This is a genomic window from Streptomyces sp. WG7 (genome assembly GCF_049975785.1).
Classification (GTDB): Bacteria; Actinomycetota; Actinomycetes; order Streptomycetales; family Streptomycetaceae; genus Streptomyces.
On sequence record NZ_JBNGGE010000004.1, the window covers coordinates 92440 to 108897 of the forward strand.

Here is a 16458-nt window from a genome sequence, read left to right on the forward strand (position 1 = left end):
GTCGGCTTTCCTCAGAGGTGGTCGTGGGGGTGGTCTTCGCGAGGGTGGTCGAGGAGTGCGCCGTGGACGGCGCGGGTGATCAGGGCGAGGGAGTGCGCGCCCGCGTCGGGGGTGCCGAGGGACTTCTCGGCGTGCGGGCGGGCCCGGCCCTTGCGGGGCAGCAGGCCGGCGGTCGCGGCGGCCGCCTCCGTGGCGGCGGTGGCGGCGCGGTCCCAGGCATCCGTGAGGCCCAGGCCGTGGGCCACGCCGTCGGCGAGTGTGTCGGCGAACGGGACGAGGACGTCGACCATCGTCTTGTCGCCGACCTCGGCCCCGCCCAGCCGGCGTACGGCGGCGGAGGCCTCCGTGACCCCGGCGGCGACCCTGGCGGCGTCCGGGGCGTCCTGGTCGCCGAGGGCGGTGCCGAGGCAGCGCAGGACGGTGCCCCACAGGGCGCCGGAGGTGCCGCCCGCCTTGTCGGCCCAGGCGTCGGCGGCCTGTGTCAGGACGGTGCCTGCCCCCGCGCCGCGGGCGTGGACGTCGGCGGCGGCCCGGCGGGCGGCGGTGGAGCCGCGCCGCATGCCGATGCCGTGGTCGCCGTCGCCGGCGACGGCGTCGATGCGGCCGAGTTCGTCGGCGTGCGTGTCGACGGTGGCGGCCACCGCGTCCAGCGCGGCCAGGGCGGCTCCGGCGGCGTGCCGGGAGGTCCCGGAGGCGGGGGGTACGGCGGTGTCCGGGGTGTCTTCCGCCAGAGGGTCCCGGCCGCCGTGTTCGGGCGCGTCGAGAGTGCCCTTGCGGAAGGCCGGGGTGTCGGCCGGCGCCCGCCACAGCTCCTCCAGGCGGTCGTCCAGCCAGGTCAGGGTGAGGGAGACGCCGGCCATGTCGAAGCTGGTGACCAGTTCACCGACCTCGGGGTCGACGATCTCCACGCCGGTCTCGCCGAGGAGGGACGCGACCTTGCGGTAGACGACGAACAGTTCCTCGTACTTGACCGAGCCGAGTCCGTTGAGGATGACGGCGGCGCGCTGTCCGGCGGGGCCCTCGACGTCCTCGGGGAGTTCCTTCAGCAGGGTGTCGACCAGGAGCCGTGCCGCCTCGTCGGCGGTGGGCAGGGGCTCCTCACCGATGCCGGGCTCCCCGTGGATGCCGAGGCCGACGGCCATGCGGGCCTCGGGGACGGTGAACAGGGGGTGGTCGGCGCCGGGCAGGGTGCAGCCGGAGAAGGCGATGCCGAAGGAGCGGGTGCGGGCGCCTGCCCGTTCGGCGACGCGCAGCACCTCGTCCAGGGGCAGTCCCTGCTCGGCCGCGGCGGCCGCCGCCTTGAAGACGGGGAGGTCACCGGCGATGCCGCGCCGCTTGGCGGACTCGTCGGGGGCGGCACTGGAGATGTCGTCGGCGACGGCGAACGTCCGGGCGTCGATGCCGTCGGCGGCGAGCCGCTCGGCGGCCTGCCCGAAGTGCAGGACGTCTCCGGCGTAGTTGCCGTACATCAGCAGCACCCCGGCGCCGCCGTGGGCGGCCCTGGCCACGGAGCGTATCTGCTGGGCGGAGGGCGAGGCGAAGACGTTGCCGACCGCGGCCCCGTGCGCCAGGCCCCGGCCGACGAGGCCCGAGAAGGCGGGGTAGTGGCCCGAGCCGCCGCCGATCACCACGGCCACCTGACCGGGCGGCGTGGCCGTGGCCCGGACGACTCCGCCGGTGACGGAGCGGACCCAGCGGCGGTGGGCGGCGGTGAAGCCCTCCAGCGCCTCGTCGGCGAAGGCGGCGGGGTCGTTGAACAGACGGGTCATCGGAGGGCCTCCACGGCCTGGTGCTCGGGGGCGGCGGCCGGTTCGTCGGTGCGATTGCGGGCGGCGAGCCAGATCATCAGGGCGGCGGACAGCAGCATGAAGAAGCCGACGAGGTAGAGCGGTACGTGGTAGCCGCCCGTCCAGTCCTTGAGCCAGCCGGTGATGTAGCTGGAGGCGAATCCGGCGACGTTCCCGGCCGTGTTGATCAGGGCGATGCCCGCCGCGGCGGCGGCTCCGGTCAGGAACCGGGAGGGCACGGACCAGAAGACGGGCAGCGCGGCGAAGATGGCGCAGGCGGTCACGGTGATCACGGCGACCGTGGCGGTCGGCGAGCCCATGTAGAGGGCGAGGGGGATGGAGACGCCGCCGACGACGGCCGGGCCGGCCACGTGCCAGGTGCGGGTGCCGTGGCGGGTGGCGTGCCGGCTCCAGAAGTAGAGGACGACGGCCGCGGGCAGGTACGGGATGGCCGTGATCCAGGCCTTGTCCATCACGCTGAACGTGGTGTCGTACTGCTCCTGGAAGCCGTTGATGATCGTCGGCAGGAAGAAGGCGAGGGCGTACAGGCCGTAGACGAAGCCGAAGTAGACCGCGGCGAGGGTCCAGACCCGGCCGCTGGTGAAGGCCTTCTTCAGGTCTCCCTTGGCGTGCTTGCTCTCGTGCCCGGTCTTCTGGGCGTTCTCCGCGGCGAGCTCGCCGGTCAGCCAGTCGCGTTCGGCCGGGGTGAGCCACTTGGCGTCGGCGGGCTTGTCGATCAGGTAGAACCAGGCGACGACGCCGAGGATGATCGCGGGCAGCGACACGAACAGGAACATCACGCGCCAGCCCTCGAGACCGAACAGGCCGTGGCGGCCGATCAGCCAGCCGGCCAGCGGGGCGCCGAACACGGTGGTCAGCGGCTGGGCGAGGTAGAACAGGCCGAGGATCTTGGTGCGGTGGCGGGAGGGCACCCACTGGCTGAGGAACAGGATCGCGCCGGGGAAGAAGCCGGCCTCCGCGACGCCGAGCAGGAAGCGCAGGGTGTAGAGCTGGCCGCTGCTGCTGACCCACGTGAAGAGCAGGGAGACGACGCCCCAGGTCACCATGATCCGGGCCAGCCAGCGGCGGGCCCCGAAGCGGTGCAGGGCCATGTTGCTGGGGACCTCGAGCACGATGTAGCCGAGGAAGAAGATCCCGGACGCGAAGCCGAACTGTGCGGCGGTCAGGGCGAGGTCCTGCCCCATGCCGTTCGGTTCGGCGAACGAGACGGCCGTCCGGTCCAGATAGTTCACGAAGAACATCAGCGCCACGAACGGCACGAGGCGGACTGAGACCTTCTTGATGGCAGTTCTCTCGACTGCCGCGGATGGCGCTTGGGCACCCATGGGCGACTCCTCGGCTCGCCCGGACAGCTCCGTCCGGGGTGGGTCGTGCCGGACGGTCCGCCACGGGGCGGCCGGCCGGTTCGCCTTCACGCTATGCCTCGGGGCCAAATTGGTCACCAATTTACCAGTGTGGTGACGATCATAGATTTCCCGGCGGCCCAACTCTTGACAAACCGCACCCAAGGGATGGGTGAACTGCCTGGTCAGTCGGGTGGGTACGGCATCTGGTTGACTGGTGACCGTGACCAGTCAGCCTGATCAGCAGAGCTCCGCCGCCGCGCCCGATCTCGCGCAGCTCCTGCGCCCCGTGGTACGCGAGTCCTCCGTGAGTGAGGTCGCCAAGCGGCTTCTCGACCACCTCTCGGCCGGTGACATCCGGCCCGGCACGCGGCTGCCCGCCGAGCGGCAGCTGGCCGAGGCCCTCGGCGTCGCACGCTCCAGCGTGCGCGGCGCACTGTCCGCCCTGGACGTCCTCGGGATCATCGAGATCCGCCCGGGCTCCGGCTCCTACGTGCGCGAGGGCACCTCCGAGTTCCTGCCCCGGGCGATCAACTGGGGGCTGATGCTGGGTCAGCGGCGCACCCGGGACCTCGTCGAGGTGCGCACGTACATGGAAGGTGTCTCGGCCCGGCTGGCGGCGCAGCGCGCCACCGACAAGGACGTGGCACTGCTGGAGGAGCATCTCCAGCACATGCGCGACGCGGGCGGCGACGTCAGGGCGTTCATCGACGCCGACATCGCCTTCCACCTGGAGACGGCCCGCATCGCGGGCAACACCGTCCTCAGCGACATCCTGCACAGCATCCGGGCGCTGCTCCAGGTGTGGATGGAGCGCGTGAGCGACATCGAGGGCACCGTCAGCGGCACGCTGTGCGAGCACGACGCGGTGCTCCAGGCGATCCGCGCGCGCGACCCGGAGGCCGCGGACCGCGCGATGGCCGAGCACATGCGGATGGCCAGCGCACGGCTGCGCGCCTCCGTGGACGGCGACGCCTGACCCGTCCGCGCCCCACCAGCCCCACCAGCCCCTCCAGTGGCCCGCCGCCCACCATGCGGCGTTCAGCTCACCGTCAGCACACGGTCAACGCCCGTGAGCACCGTGAGCCTCGCACGGTGGACTTCCCGCTCCTGGAGGGCAGATGAGCACGACGGAACAGCACGAGAACCCGGGCAGACGCACGGTACTGAGAGCGGCCGTGGCCGGCTCGGTGGCCGCGGCGGCGACCGGGACCGTGGCAGCGGTACCCGCGCAGGCCGCGGAGGCGTCCGGCGGACGGCACTTCGACACCGACAGCCCGCGCTTCACGCTGGCCGTCCTGCCGGACACGCAGTACCTGTTCGACGCGGACAGCACCGACCCCGCTCCCCTGCGGGAGACCTTCCGCTACCTGGTGGCCGACCGGTCCGCGGCCAACATCGCCTTCATGACCCACCTCGGAGACGTCACCGAGCACGGCACCGAGGACGAGATCCGCCGCGCCGCCCAGACCTTCCGCACGCTGCACGGCAAGGTGCCCTACAGCGTGCTGGCGGGCAACCACGACATCGCGTCGTCGACGGACGACCAGCGCGGCGACTCCGCCTACCTGCGGGAGTTCGGGCCCCGGCGCTACGCCTCGATGCCGACCTTCAAGGGTGCCTCACCCGACGGCTACAACAGCTACCACGTCGTGCGTGCCGCGGGCCGCGACTGGCTGGTCCTCGCCCTGGACTGGAGGATCAGCGACAAGGGCATGGAATGGGCGCAGGGAGTGCTCGACGCGCACCCGGCGCTGCCCGCCGTGCTCACCACGCACGACCTCGCCTTCGCGGACGACGAGGGATCGGCCCGGCTCTCCGGCAACGGGCAGCGGCTGTGGGACGGCCTGATCCGCGGCAACGACCAGATCTTCCTGGCGCTCGGCGGGCACTACTGGCCACCCGGCCGTACGGTCCTGCGCAACGACGCCGACAACGATGTCCACATCCACATCACCAACTACCAGGACCGCTACTACGGCGGTGCCGGCATGATCCGGACCTACGGGTTCGACGTCGTGCGCGGGGTGATCGACGTGGAGACGTTCGCGCCGTGGTTCCTGGCCCGCGACCCCGGGCGGCGGACGCCGCTGGAGGCCGAGACGGTCGAACTGACCGGCCCCGCCGACCGGTTCAGCCTGAGCATCGACTTCGACGAGCGCTTCCGGGGTTTCTCCCCCGTCGTGGGACCGAAGCCCCGCCCCGCCGCCGCGGTGATGCCGCGCGGCACGGTCGCCTACTGGAGGTTCGACGCCTCCGGCATGACGACCGCCCCGGACGACGGCCCGGTCGCGGACGGCTCCGTCGTGCGCGACCTCTCCGGCCACGGCAACGACCTCGTCGTCGGCCGTCTGCACTCCAGCGGGCCCGAGGTGCTCACCTGGTCGCCGGACCACCATCCCGGGCAGCCCGCGCACGCCAGCCTCCGCTTCGACGGCGGCAAGGGACCGGACCGCGGCGCCGTCCTCCGTACCGGCCCGCGAGCACCCCTGAACAGCGAGAAGTTCCTGCGCGGGTACACCATCGAGACCTTCGTCCGGCTGCCCGAGCCGTTCGAGGGCGATCACAGCTGGATGGGCATCCTCAGCTGGGAGGGGCGCAACGGGGACGCGGGCAAGACCACCGGCTGGTCTCCGCTGGAGCCCACGTGCAGCCTCAACCTGTCCCCGGAGCGGTTCCTGCAGTTCGTCGTGTACCCCCACCGCCAGGACGCGGATCCCACGTCGTGGAGCCACGCCGTGCCGGTGGGGCGCTGGATGCACGTCGCCGTGGTCAACGACGGCCGCCGAACCGTCGTGTACGTGGACGGCTCGAAGATCGCCCGCAATCCCACCGCCCCCTCCACCGGAATCGCCACCCTCGGCAAACCCTTCGTTCTCGGGGGCACCCAGTTCGACGGGCGTTTCGGACAGGGCTTCTACGGCTGGATCGGCGACACCCGCATCGTCGACCGGCCGCTGCGGACACGGGACTTCCTCACTCCGTTCGACTGACGTCCGCCCGGGGGCCGGTCGGGCGACGTGGCCGTCGGGGCGCACCGCGATCGTGCGCGCGGCACTCCACTTCGGGCCGGCGCCCACCGGACGGACGGTGTGGCGCCGGGTGCCGTGCGGCAACGGGCGGTCGGCCGGCACGGCGTCGGCGCCCTCGTGGCCGTCGGGTTCGGGCAGCAGGTGCCTGGCGTCCCGCAGCGGCGAGAAGAGACCGGTGCCGTCCGTCCTCGAAGGCCGGGTCCGGGAGCCGGCTGCCGGTCAACGGGTGCGCGGAGCGACGCCCGGTTCGAGGACGGCGTCAACCGCGTCCTCGGCGGTGTCCCGGGCGCCGGCCGAGACGGTGCCCGCTCGGTCTGCCGGGGGCGACACGTTCGTCCATAGCCTGGTGCGGCACCGCCGTCGCCGGCCGAGGAGCCTCATGTCCACCGCGCAGCGGATCCCCGACATCCTCTCCCCGGTGCCGCAGCGGCGGTCGCGCGACCTCGCCCGAGGCCGGTGACGTCCACCGCCGGGGGTGAAAGGGTGGGGCCATGACCACCTACGTGAGGGGACCGAGCGACGTGGAAGACCGTTCCGAGCAGCCTGCCGAGACAGGCATCCTGCGCTACTCCGCCTTCACCCACGTTCCCGAGGGCGGGAATCCGGCCGGGGTGGTCCTCGACGCCTCCCGGCTCGACAGCACGGCGATGCGGACGATCGCCGCCGAAGTGGGCTACTCCGAGACGGCCTTCGTCACCGGCGGCGACGAGGCGACGCGACGGTTCCGGGTCCGCTACTTCAGTCCCCTCGCCGAGGTGGCGTTCTGCGGGCACGCGACGGTCGCGCTGGCCGTCGCTCTCGCCCAGCGGCTGGGGCCCGGCGGAATCGTCCTCGACACACCCGCCGGCGAGATCCCCGTGTCCACCGCGGCCGATGACGCCGGAGCGGTGCGGGCCACCCTGACCAGCGTGCCGACGCGTTCCCGTCCGGCTCTCGCGGCGGAACTCGACGCCACGCTCGGGGCGCTCGGCTGGACCGCAGCCGACCTGGACCCCGCCCTTCCCGCCCACGTGGCGTTCGGCGGCAACGACCACCTCGTGCTCGCCGCCGCGTCCCGGGCCCGACTGGCCGGCCTCGACTACGACTTCGAGGAGCTCGCCGAGGTCATGCGGCGCCACGGCTGGACGACGGTGGACCTGGTCTGGCGCGAGTCCGCGGAGCGCTACCACGCCCGCAACCCGTTCCCCGTCGGCGGCGTCGTGGAGGATCCGGCGACGGGAGCGGCGGCGGCCGCGTTCGGCGGGTACCTCCGTGAGCTGGGCCTGGTCACCCGCCCCGGCACGATCGCGATCCGCCAGGGAGAGGACATGGGCCGCCCCAGCGACCTGCTGATCGACGTGAGCCCACAGGATCCCCGCATCCGGGTCACGGGACAGGCGGTGCCCATCCCTTAGGTGCGTCGACCGGCTCGACGGGGGTATGTAGGGTGGGCTCCGCATACGTCCGTCCCCAGGCAGTCCCAGCGGTAGGAGCCGTCCCCGATGTCCCAGCGCGGCAGGCACGCCCGAGCGGTGTCGCTGCTGCGCTGCGCACTGGCGATGGTCACCGTGGCCGTCGCCGTGCTGTGCGTGTCGGGGGCGAGCCGCTCGCCGGCCACCGGCGACGGGACGGCCGTGACCGGCTACTCGTCGTCGGTCGTCGTGCCCTCCGCCGACGTCCCCTCCGCGGCCGGACCGGCAGCGGACGAACCGGCGTCCACCGCACCTCGTCCGTGCGAGAAGAAGGGCCTGTCCGAGCCCTCTTCGACGCGCGGGGACCTCCGCGTTCCCGAGCCGTCGCCCGCCGGGTCCGTGGACACGGGCACGCAGCGCGGGACGCCGCTGTCGTCGACGCCCCTGCATCCGGCCGCGGGGACCTCGCCGCCGCCGAGCTGTGCCAGTAGTACCTCGACCACCGTTCTGAGGATCTAGACCGGACCTTCGTGCCGCGTCCGTCGCATCCTTTCGAACGGAGTCCATTCCCCATGCCTTCCTCCTCCCGGTCGCCGCGCCGGGCGGGAGCGGCCCTCGCGTCCTGGCGGCCCGCCCAGTGGGCCGCCGCCGGAGCCGGTGCCGCTCTGACCGCCGCCGTCGTGGGTGTCCCCACCGCGGTCGTGCCCTCCCCCTTCTTCGGCCGGACCGTCCCCGTCCAGTGGTGGAACTATCCGGTCCTCGCCGCCACCGCCGCGCTGGCGGGCGTGGTCCTGGCCACCTTCGTCCGCCTTCCGGGGACGGCGGACTCGCCGCGGACCGACGGTCCCGGCAGCAGGCTGGGTCCACTCGGCGGCCTCCTGTCCTTCCTGGCCGTGGGCTGTCCCGTCTGCAACAAGGTGGTCCTGCTGCTGCTCGGCAGTTCCGGCGCGCTGACCTACTGGGCTCCGCTCCAGCCGGTCGTCGCCGTCGCCTCGCTGGTGCTGCTGGCCGAGGCGGCACTGCGCAGGCTGTCGACGGCCGAGGCCTGTCCGCTGCCCGTCCGCACCTGAGCGCCGTCCGCCGCGCTTCCCACGGAGCCCCCTCCCGCGCTCCGTCCCACCCTCTTCCTCCTGCTGTGGAGTCGACCCATGCACGCTGCATCACGCCTGCCCGAGAAGCCCCGCGCGGGCGCCACCCCCGGCGGCGGCGCCGTATCGCGCCGCCGGCTTCGGCCGGTCCTCGCCGGCCTCGTCCTGGTGGCCGCCGTCGTCGTCGCCGTCGTCGCCCTGGCCGGCGGCGGGGACTCCGCCGGCCGTCCCGCCGGCACGCCGGCCTCCGCCGCTCCGTCCGCGGCGGCTCCCGCCGATCCCTCCCTGCTCGCGCTCGCCCGACGCGAGTCCGGTGACCCGTACGCCCTGGGGAAGCCGGACGCGCCGGTCGTACTGATCGAGTACTCGGACTTCCAGTGCCCCTTCTGCGGCCGGTTCGCCCGCGAGACCAAGCCGGAACTGCTGCGCGACTACGTCGAGAAGGGCGTACTGCGGATCGAGTGGCGCCACTTCCCGCTCTTCGGCGCGGAGTCGGAGCAGGCGGCCCGCGCCTCCTGGGCGGCGGGACGACAGGGCCGGTTCTGGCAGTTCCACGACACCGCCTACGCCCATCCGCGCGAGCGCAACAAGGGCGACTTCGCCGAGAAGGCGCTGCTCACCATGGCCGAGGAGGCGGGCATCGAGGACCTCGACCGCTTCCGCGCGGACATGAATTCCGCCGCGGCCGACGCGGCCGTGACCCGGGACGTCGAGGAGGGCTACGCGCTCGGCGTCAGCAGCACCCCCGCCTTCCTCGTCAACGGCCGGCCGATCCTGGGCGCCCAGCCCACGGACGTGTTCGCCGAGGCGGTCGAAGCCGCCGAAGCCGCCGAAGGAACGCGCGCACAGGGTGGCACCGATGAGTGACCCGGGCTTCGCGGTCGCCTTCCTCGGCGGGCTGCTGGCGCTGCTCAGCCCTTGCTCGGCTCTTCTGCTGCCCGCCTTCTTCGCCTACTCGTTCACCAGCCGCACCCGGCTGCTGGGTCGCACCGCGCTGTTCTACGCGGGGCTGTGCCTGACCATGGTGCCGTTGGGCGTGGCGGGATCGCTGGCCGGGCGCCTCTTCTACGGTCACCGCGACCTGCTGGTCACGGCGGGCGGCTGGCTCGTCATCGCCCTCGGGGCGGCGCAGTTGCTGGGCCTGGGGTTCGGTTCGCGCCGTATGCAGCAGGCCGCGGGCGGGCGCCGGTCGGGTTCGGCACTGTCCGTGACGGCACTGGGTGCGGTGTACGGGCTGGCCGGCTTCTGCGCCGGCCCCATCCTCGGCAGCGTCCTCACGGTCGCCGCGATCGGCGGTGACCCCTGGCGGGGCGGGGCGCTGCTCGCGGTGTACGCGTTGGGCATGGCCGTGCCGATGTTCCTGCTCGCGGCGCTGTGGGACCGGTTCGACCTGGGCCGACGGCAGTGGCTGCGCGGCCGGCCGGTACGGCTGGGCCCGCTGCGGACGCACTCCACGTCACTGCTGGGCGGGGCGATGTTCATCGCCCTGGGCGTGGTGTTCCTGCTCTTCGACGGCACGTCGGCGCTGCCGTCGCTGATGGGCGTGGACACGGAGTTCGCCTGGGAGCAGCGCGCGTCCCGCCTCGGGGACGCCGTCTCCGACCGCACGCTGCTGGGCGTGCTCGCCCTCGCCCTGGCCGCGGGGGCCCTGGCCGTCCTGGTGCGCGGGGTCCGCGAGGCGCGCCGCGAGGGACGCGAACGCTGACGTCCTCGGCGCGACGCAGAGGGGCGCGTGCGGGCGTCCCTCTGCCCGGCCCGTCGGTCAGGCCGTTCCCGGCAGCCGTGTGCGCCGTGTGCCGTAGGGAGCCACCCGCCGGGCCCGGGTCCGGCGCGGCTCCGGTGAACTCGTTCACCTGGTGGGTGACACGGCTTCGCGCCTCGGGGGCCCCTTCCCCAACACCGTCCGGCCGATTGTGAGATGCGGTCGGGCGGGACAGCGGATCGGATGGGTGCCATGCGCAGACCCATAGCCGTGGCGTCCAGCCACTCACGCCGCCTGCTCACGTCAGGCATCCTCCTCGCCGCCCACTCACTCCTCCTCACCGTGTCCGCGGTCCCCGCGTCGGCCGACGACGCGGGGACACCCGTCCGCGGCTCCGCCTACATGGGCGGAGGCGTTCTCGCCCACGAGGGAGTCCAGGGGCGCCCCGCCGGCACCCGGGCCACCCAGACGGAAGGCGTCGACGTCTCCAGCCATCAGGGCAGCGTCGCGTGGGCGACCCTCTGGAACAGCGGGGTGAAGTGGGCCTACGTGAAGGCCACCGAGGGGACGTCCTACCGAAACCCCTACCACGCGCAGCAGTACGGCGGTTCGTACGACGTCGGAATGATCCGCGGCGCGTACCACTTCGCGATCCCGGACGGTTCCGGCGGCGCGGCCCAGGCCGACTACTTCGTCGACCACGGCGGCGGCTGGTCGAAGGACGGCAGGACGCTCCCGGGCGTGCTCGACATCGAGTACAACCCGTACGGGGAGACCTGCTACGGCAGAACCCCGAGTGGGATGGTCGGCTGGATCCGCGACTTCCTGGACCGGTACAAGGCGCGCACCGGCCGCCACGCCGTGATCTACACGTCCACCAGCTGGTGGAAGCAGTGCACCGGGGACTACAGCGGTTTCGGCTCCACGAACCCGTTGTGGATCGCCCGGTACGCCTCGACCGTGGGCCCCCTCCCGGCCGGCTGGGACCAGCACACGATGTGGCAGTACACCTCGTCCGGGCCGGTCGTCGGGGACCACGACAAGTTCAACGGGGCACTGGACCGCGTCAAGGAACTGGCAAACGGCTGACGCCGGCCGCGGGCCGGCCGGCGCCGGCTCCGTCAACGACCGGTGAGAGGACCGAGGATGTCGGCGACCTGCTCACGCACCACGTCCCGGGCAACGGGAGGCAGGGCGCCGACGTCCGTCCGCTCCAGCGTGTCGAGCGCCTCGTCGACGCCCGCGTCGCACGGCGCGGTCTCGCTGAGCACCTCGTAACCGTCGCGCACGGCGACCCGCAGTCGGCGCCGGCCCTCACCGTCGGCGTGCACGGCGGTGGCGACGACCAGTGGCGGCGGTCCGCCGGCCTCGGCGGGCTGCTTGCGGTAGCCGCTGGCCACCGGGGTGCGCCAGCTCAGTGCGAGCAGCAGGTGACGCTTCGCCATGACCTCGGCGAGATCGGTCTCGTAGGCGCGGTCCGGCCCCAGCACCGTGGCGCGGGCGTCCAGGACGAGGGCGGCGGGCAGCAGGCAGCGCAGGCTGCTGCCGACGAGGTTGCCGCCGACCGTGGCCGTCCGGCGTACGGCTCCGGTGCCCACCGTGCCGGCCGCCCTTCGCAGTACCTCCGGTACGCGGTCGTCGACGCGGTGCAGCACCACGGCCGCACCCAGCTCTTCGGGTCCGACCGCGGTCGCGTCGGGCAGGTCGCGCAGCGACATGGCCAGCTCCGGGAAGCCGTCCCGCTGCCAGGTGGCCCACACGAGGGTGGCACCGCCGATGGGCACCGCTCCCTCGGCCATGCACTCCTGCGCTTCGGACACGGACGTGGGCAGACGCAACAGCATGGCGATCGACCTGCTTTCCCCGGAGGGCGGCGGTCGGACGACGCCGCGCCTCCCGCCGCGTGATCACGGCCACTGCGCATTGTCCGTACCGCCGCGGGGGCGCGTACAGGGCTCACACCGCCCACTGCATGCGCCCTTCGCGCGCCGGAGCACCACGTGAACGCCGGGCCACGCCCGGCGGACACTATCCGCGCTTCAGGGGGCGCTTGTAGTACCGCCAGGGGAAGGACCCGGAGCCGACCTGCGTCCACCCCTGTCCCTCCAGCCGGCGGTGCCGGGCGCCGATCGCGAAGGGGACCCTTCGGTGTTCCCAGGGATGGTCGGACTTCTCGACGACATGGAAGAACGGGCCGAAGTCGACCACGTGCCAGCCGTCCGCGCCCGCCTCGGCGAGCGCCTGCATCTCGTCGAACGCGGTCAGTGGTGTCAGTACCCGCCGTTCCGCCGCACCGGACGCGTCCGGACCGGGCCGCCCCTTGCCGGCGAACCGCTGCTGCGCGGCCTGCCGGCTCACCCCGAGCACGGTGCCCACGGTGTCCCAGCTCTGCCCCGCGGCTCGCGCGCCCTGGACCGCCTCGCGGAGCAGCCTGCTCGTCTCCTCGGCACCGACGCGGCTGGCGGCCACCAGCCGGAGATAGCCGACCGGGTCGTGCTCCAGCGACTCGACGAGCCCGTCCGGGGCATCGAGTACGGCGGCTGCGACGCCCTCCCGGATCCGCAGGATCTCCTCCTCGGTGAGCAGTTCGGTCCCGCTCACCGGCGCTCACCGTCCGGCTCGTCGGTGCGCAGCGGCTCCAGGACGGCGAGTGTCTCCAGGTCCCGCTCCAGCCTCGTGGCGTCGGCGGAGGCGGCGGTGCTGTTCGCCAGGGACGCCGCGAGGAGTACTCCCATGACGAGGACGATCAGAAGGTCCGCGGCCACCAGGACGAGGAAGGCCGGCGTCTCCAGGTCGTCGGCGAGGGACATCGCCAGGGCGATCAGGGCGGTCACCACGGCGAGCAGGCCGGTGGCGAGCGGCAGCGCCGCTACGGAAGGGCGTGGGGAAGTGTGCATGGCGTCAAGGAAACATTGACACCCTGCACGCTGTCAAGGAAATCTTGACAGCGTGCAGGGCGGGGCAGGGAACCGCCGATCGCGCCCGGTTCCGGGGTGCGCCCGGCCGGCTCGTCCGGCGCGTGGGGTGCTCACGGGGTGCGGTTGAAGGGGTGCCCGTGGATCAGCGGAACAGAAATTGGGAGACCGGCCGAGGGATCGGAGTCGTCGTAGCCGATCGAGGCTCCGCGCGCGGTTCGTCGCGGCGGCGGCCGGCCCGGGTCGCTCGAGTGACCCGGGCCGGCCGCCGTACGGGAAGGCCGTCACGCGGCGGGGGCCACCGGCACGGGGCGCTCGGCGTCGTTCAGCCATTCGATCAGGGAGGTGCGGGCTCGGGCGACGCGTGAACGCACCGTCCCGGTCGGGCACTCGCTGACGTCGGCCGCCTCCGCGTAGGGCAGTCCGAGCACCTGGGTGAGGACGAAGGCCCGGCGGCGGTCGGCGGGGAGCATGGCCAGCAGTTCGGCGAGGGCGATGCCGTCGTCGAAGCCGGGCAGATTCCGCGGCTGGGTGCGCTCGGCGGCCGACTCCCAGTCGTCCGTGGCCGCCAGGCGTGGCCGGGAGGCGTCGTGGCGGATGCTGTCGACCACCGCGCGGCGGGCGATGGAGAGCAGCCAGGTGCGGGCCGAGGAACGTCCTTCGAAACGGTGCAGGCTGCCGAGGGCCCGCAGGAAGGTGTCCTGGGTCAGGTCGTCGGCGCTCTGCGGATCGGCGCCGAGGAAGGTCACGTAGCGGCGGACGTCCCGGTGCAGGGCCCGTACGAAGTGGTCGACGGCGTCGGGGTCGCCGGTGCGCGCGGCGAGCGCCCAGGCCGTGATCGACGCCTCCTTCGGGTCCGTACCCGGTTGTCTGCGTGAGGGGGGCGGGGCAGGAGTGATCACCTGTGTCTGTCCTTCTCGGGATCAGGGATCCGGTCTCCGTGCCGGGGCGGCCCGTGCGGGACGGGCCGACGGCACGGCGGGACCGGCGACGGGGTGGCGGCCGGGCGCGGGAGCGCACGACCGGTGCCCGAGGCGCGACGGCGGCGCTCGACGGCTCGCGGGTTCGTCGACGGCTTCGGGGAGCCTGCTGTCCTCAGACGACAGCGCCCCCGGCCGGCGGGCCCCGAGAAGTGATCGCATGGGCGAGGAGGAGGCGGCGCGGTGCCCGGTCCGAGGCGGCCCGGCGGGCCCGGACGCGCGGCCGGTACGACGGCGCCGGCGGCCTGAGCAGCAGACGCAGCGGCGCGACGAGCCGGGCGGCGAGGGACCGTACCAGGCGGAACGCGGCGCGTTCGCCGTGGGCGAGCCAGAGCCCGCACAGCGATGCGGCCACCAGGTGGGCGGCGAGCATGCCGGTCGAGGACATGCCGCCGAGGGCATGTCCCGCGGGATCCACAGCGTCCATCGCGTTCATACCGGGCATGGAGTGCGCGGCGTGGGCGCCGTGGTCCACGGTGCCCACGGACTTCGGCACGGCCTCCTGCTGCGCGCCCGGGGCGGACGGCATCCGGCACAGCAGGATGTCCAGCCACCGGTGCACGAGGGGCTCGCCGCCCGGGGAACTCGGCCGTCGCGTCGCCTGGGCGAACGAGAACGACGCGTGCAGTACGGTCTGGGCGGCCACCGCGACACAGACGACGGCGAGCGGTCCGCGTTCCCGGCCGGCGAGCCACCAGGCGGTGCCGCCCGTCACCAACGTGCCTGCGGCGACCGCCCACCAGGGCACCGCGGTGCCGGACATCAGGAGGTGCCCCAGGGCGGCGAGCAGCACACACACGGCCGCGAACACCGCGGCCCGTACGGTGCGAGAACACCACCCTGCAGTCATGGCGGCCTCATCCTTGCATCCGGGCTTCCGTGATCACCTGTGGGTACGGACTTCGGTGCGGCCTCCCACTCAACCCGACGGACGTGATCCGCGCCATACTTCGCACGCGAACGGTCGGAACGGATGCCCGCCCGGTTCCCGGCCGTCCCCGCCGGACCGGAGCGGCGGAAGCGGACGCGGGAGCACCGGCGCACGGGCGCCGCCCGCCGTGCCTCCGCGCCCGGCGGGGGCCGCGCGTCCATGGCCGCCGCACCGGGTATCTCCCCGGCAGTCCCCCACGGCCGCCGGTGCGGACACCGGCGCGGTGACCGACCCGCCCCATGACTGACCCGCCCCCAAGGAAGGTGTCCCGGTATGACCGATCCTCATGGCCTGGAGCCCATCGCGGCGTTCTGCGGGAACTGCGACTGCGGCTGCCCCCGGCTGTTCGTCGACCCCGACGCCCCCGCGGAGCAACGGATCGTCCTGACCGACGACTTCGGCCAGCGCGTGCAGATGAGCGCCGACCAGTTCTCGTCGCTGGTCGACGACGCCAAGCAGGGCAGACTGGACGGCATCGCCCTGCCCTGAGCAGAGAACGCCGCACAGAGACCACCGCGCAGGGACCGCCGAGCCGCCGTCCACCCGCTCCCTCGATCGCCGTACGTCCAGGCGGGTGAACGGCCTCGCGGTGCGACGGTCGAAGGCCACCGCCCGGGGAAGGGGGTAGGCATGCGCGCACTCGTCATCAACTGCACCCTCAAGCCCTCCCCGCAGCCGTCGAACACCGAGGCCCTCGCCGCCACGGTCATCGCGGCACTGATAGGCCACGGGGCGGAGGTGGACGTCGTGCGGGCCGTCGATCTGAACCTGAAACCCGGGGTCGAGACCGACATGGGCGACGGCGACGACTGGCCGGGCGTGCACGCGAGGCTGCTGGCGTCGCAGATCCTGATCATCGCGTCGCCGACCTGGCTCGGCCGCCCGTCCTCGGTCGCCCAGCGGGTCCTGGAACGCATGGACGCCATGCTCGCCGAAACCGACGACGAGGGGCGCCCCGTCGCCTACAACCGCGTCGCCGGAGTCCTGGTCACCGGCAACGAGGACGGCGCCCACCACGTCATCAGTGAGATCAGCGGCGCACTCGCGGACATCGGCTACACCGTTCCGGGCCAGGCCTGGACCTACTGGCACCTCGGCCCGGGGCCCGGTCCCGACTTCCTCGACGACGACCGCGGCCACGACTGGTCGACCTCCACGGGCCGGGCCATGGCGTCCAACCTCGTCCACGCGGCGCGTGCGCTCAGCGCGATGCCACTGCCGGCCCCGCCGTCCTGACCTCGTCGGCGCGCAGCGTACGTACCTGCGGG

17 protein-coding genes are annotated in these 16458 nt (G+C 73.3%); 10 read left to right on the forward strand and 7 right to left on the reverse strand.

Features of this window, described 5'->3' with window-relative positions:
• Positions 1-11: 11 nt before the first annotated feature.
• Positions 12-1769, reverse strand: a complete 1758-nt coding sequence (locus ACP4J0_RS06335) for a dihydroxyacetone kinase family protein (RefSeq protein ID WP_426597608.1) — start codon at positions 1767-1769, stop codon at positions 12-14.
• Entirely contained in the window at positions 1766-3133 is a 1368-nt protein-coding gene (locus ACP4J0_RS06340) for an MFS transporter (protein WP_426597609.1), read from the reverse strand. Before ACP4J0_RS06340 ends, ACP4J0_RS06335 begins: the two co-directional genes overlap by 4 nt.
• A 235-nt stretch (positions 3134-3368) precedes the next feature.
• Here ACP4J0_RS06340 and ACP4J0_RS06345 point away from each other — a divergent pair, with 235 nt between their 5' ends.
• From ACP4J0_RS06345 to ACP4J0_RS06380, 8 genes are all read left to right on the forward strand, one after another.
• The gene (locus tag ACP4J0_RS06345; RefSeq protein ID WP_426597610.1) at positions 3369-4130 is read left to right on the forward strand and encodes a FadR/GntR family transcriptional regulator; all 762 of its coding nucleotides are present in this window, start codon (positions 3369-3371) and stop codon (positions 4128-4130) included.
• Positions 4131-4272: 142 nt separating this feature from the next.
• Positions 4273-6144, forward strand: coding sequence for a LamG-like jellyroll fold domain-containing protein (locus tag ACP4J0_RS06350; protein WP_426597611.1), 1872 nt, complete (start codon positions 4273-4275; stop codon positions 6142-6144).
• Positions 6145-6674: 530 nt separating this feature from the next.
• Positions 6675-7577 (forward strand): PhzF family phenazine biosynthesis isomerase, encoded by a 903-nt coding sequence (locus ACP4J0_RS06355; RefSeq protein WP_426597612.1) that lies wholly within the window; start codon positions 6675-6677, stop codon positions 7575-7577.
• Between the two features lie 87 nt (positions 7578-7664).
• On the forward strand, positions 7665-8093 hold the full coding sequence (locus tag ACP4J0_RS06360) for a hypothetical protein (protein ID WP_426597613.1): 429 nt from the start codon (positions 7665-7667) through the stop codon (positions 8091-8093).
• A 53-nt stretch (positions 8094-8146) separates the two neighbouring features.
• On the forward strand, positions 8147-8644 hold the full coding sequence (locus ACP4J0_RS06365) for a hypothetical protein (protein ID WP_426597614.1): 498 nt from the start codon (positions 8147-8149) through the stop codon (positions 8642-8644).
• A gap of 78 nt (positions 8645-8722) precedes the next feature.
• On the forward strand, positions 8723-9529 hold the full coding sequence (locus ACP4J0_RS06370) for a DsbA family protein (RefSeq protein ID WP_426597615.1): 807 nt from the start codon (positions 8723-8725) through the stop codon (positions 9527-9529).
• Entirely contained in the window at positions 9522-10367 is an 846-nt protein-coding gene (locus ACP4J0_RS06375; RefSeq protein WP_426597616.1) for a cytochrome c biogenesis CcdA family protein, read from the forward strand. Before ACP4J0_RS06370 ends, ACP4J0_RS06375 begins: the two co-directional genes overlap by 8 nt.
• Positions 10368-10616: 249 nt before the next feature.
• Positions 10617-11453, forward strand: a complete 837-nt coding sequence (locus tag ACP4J0_RS06380) for a lysozyme (protein ID WP_426597617.1) — start codon at positions 10617-10619, stop codon at positions 11451-11453.
• Between the two features lie 32 nt (positions 11454-11485).
• Here ACP4J0_RS06380 and ACP4J0_RS06385 read toward each other — a convergent pair whose 3' ends face one another.
• The 5 genes from ACP4J0_RS06385 to ACP4J0_RS06405 all read right to left on the reverse strand — a co-directional run bounded on the left by ACP4J0_RS06385 (position 11486) and on the right by ACP4J0_RS06405 (position 15109).
• Positions 11486-12208, reverse strand: a complete 723-nt coding sequence (locus ACP4J0_RS06385; protein WP_426597618.1) for an FAD binding domain-containing protein — start codon at positions 12206-12208, stop codon at positions 11486-11488.
• Positions 12209-12392: 184 nt separating this feature from the next.
• Positions 12393-12965 (reverse strand): hypothetical protein, encoded by a 573-nt coding sequence (locus ACP4J0_RS06390; protein WP_426597619.1) that lies wholly within the window; start codon positions 12963-12965, stop codon positions 12393-12395.
• The gene (locus tag ACP4J0_RS06395; RefSeq protein WP_426597620.1) at positions 12962-13261 is read right to left on the reverse strand and encodes a hypothetical protein; all 300 of its coding nucleotides are present in this window, start codon (positions 13259-13261) and stop codon (positions 12962-12964) included. Before ACP4J0_RS06395 ends, ACP4J0_RS06390 begins: the two co-directional genes overlap by 4 nt.
• A gap of 302 nt (positions 13262-13563) precedes the next feature.
• Entirely contained in the window at positions 13564-14181 is a 618-nt protein-coding gene (locus ACP4J0_RS06400; RefSeq protein WP_426597621.1) for a sigma-70 family RNA polymerase sigma factor, read from the reverse strand.
• 193 nt (positions 14182-14374) lie between these two features.
• On the reverse strand, positions 14375-15109 hold the full coding sequence (locus ACP4J0_RS06405) for a hypothetical protein (RefSeq protein WP_426597622.1): 735 nt from the start codon (positions 15107-15109) through the stop codon (positions 14375-14377).
• A 354-nt stretch (positions 15110-15463) separates the two neighbouring features.
• Here ACP4J0_RS06405 and ACP4J0_RS06410 point away from each other — a divergent pair, with 354 nt between their 5' ends.
• Together ACP4J0_RS06410 and ACP4J0_RS06415 are read left to right on the forward strand one after the other, a co-directional pair.
• A complete protein-coding gene (locus ACP4J0_RS06410; RefSeq protein WP_426597623.1) occupies positions 15464-15679 on the forward strand; it encodes a hypothetical protein in 216 nt (71 codons plus the stop codon).
• 141 nt (positions 15680-15820) lie between these two features.
• Positions 15821-16426, forward strand: a complete 606-nt coding sequence (locus tag ACP4J0_RS06415) for a flavodoxin family protein (RefSeq protein WP_426597624.1) — start codon at positions 15821-15823, stop codon at positions 16424-16426.
• The last annotated feature ends 32 nt before the right edge of the window (positions 16427-16458 follow it).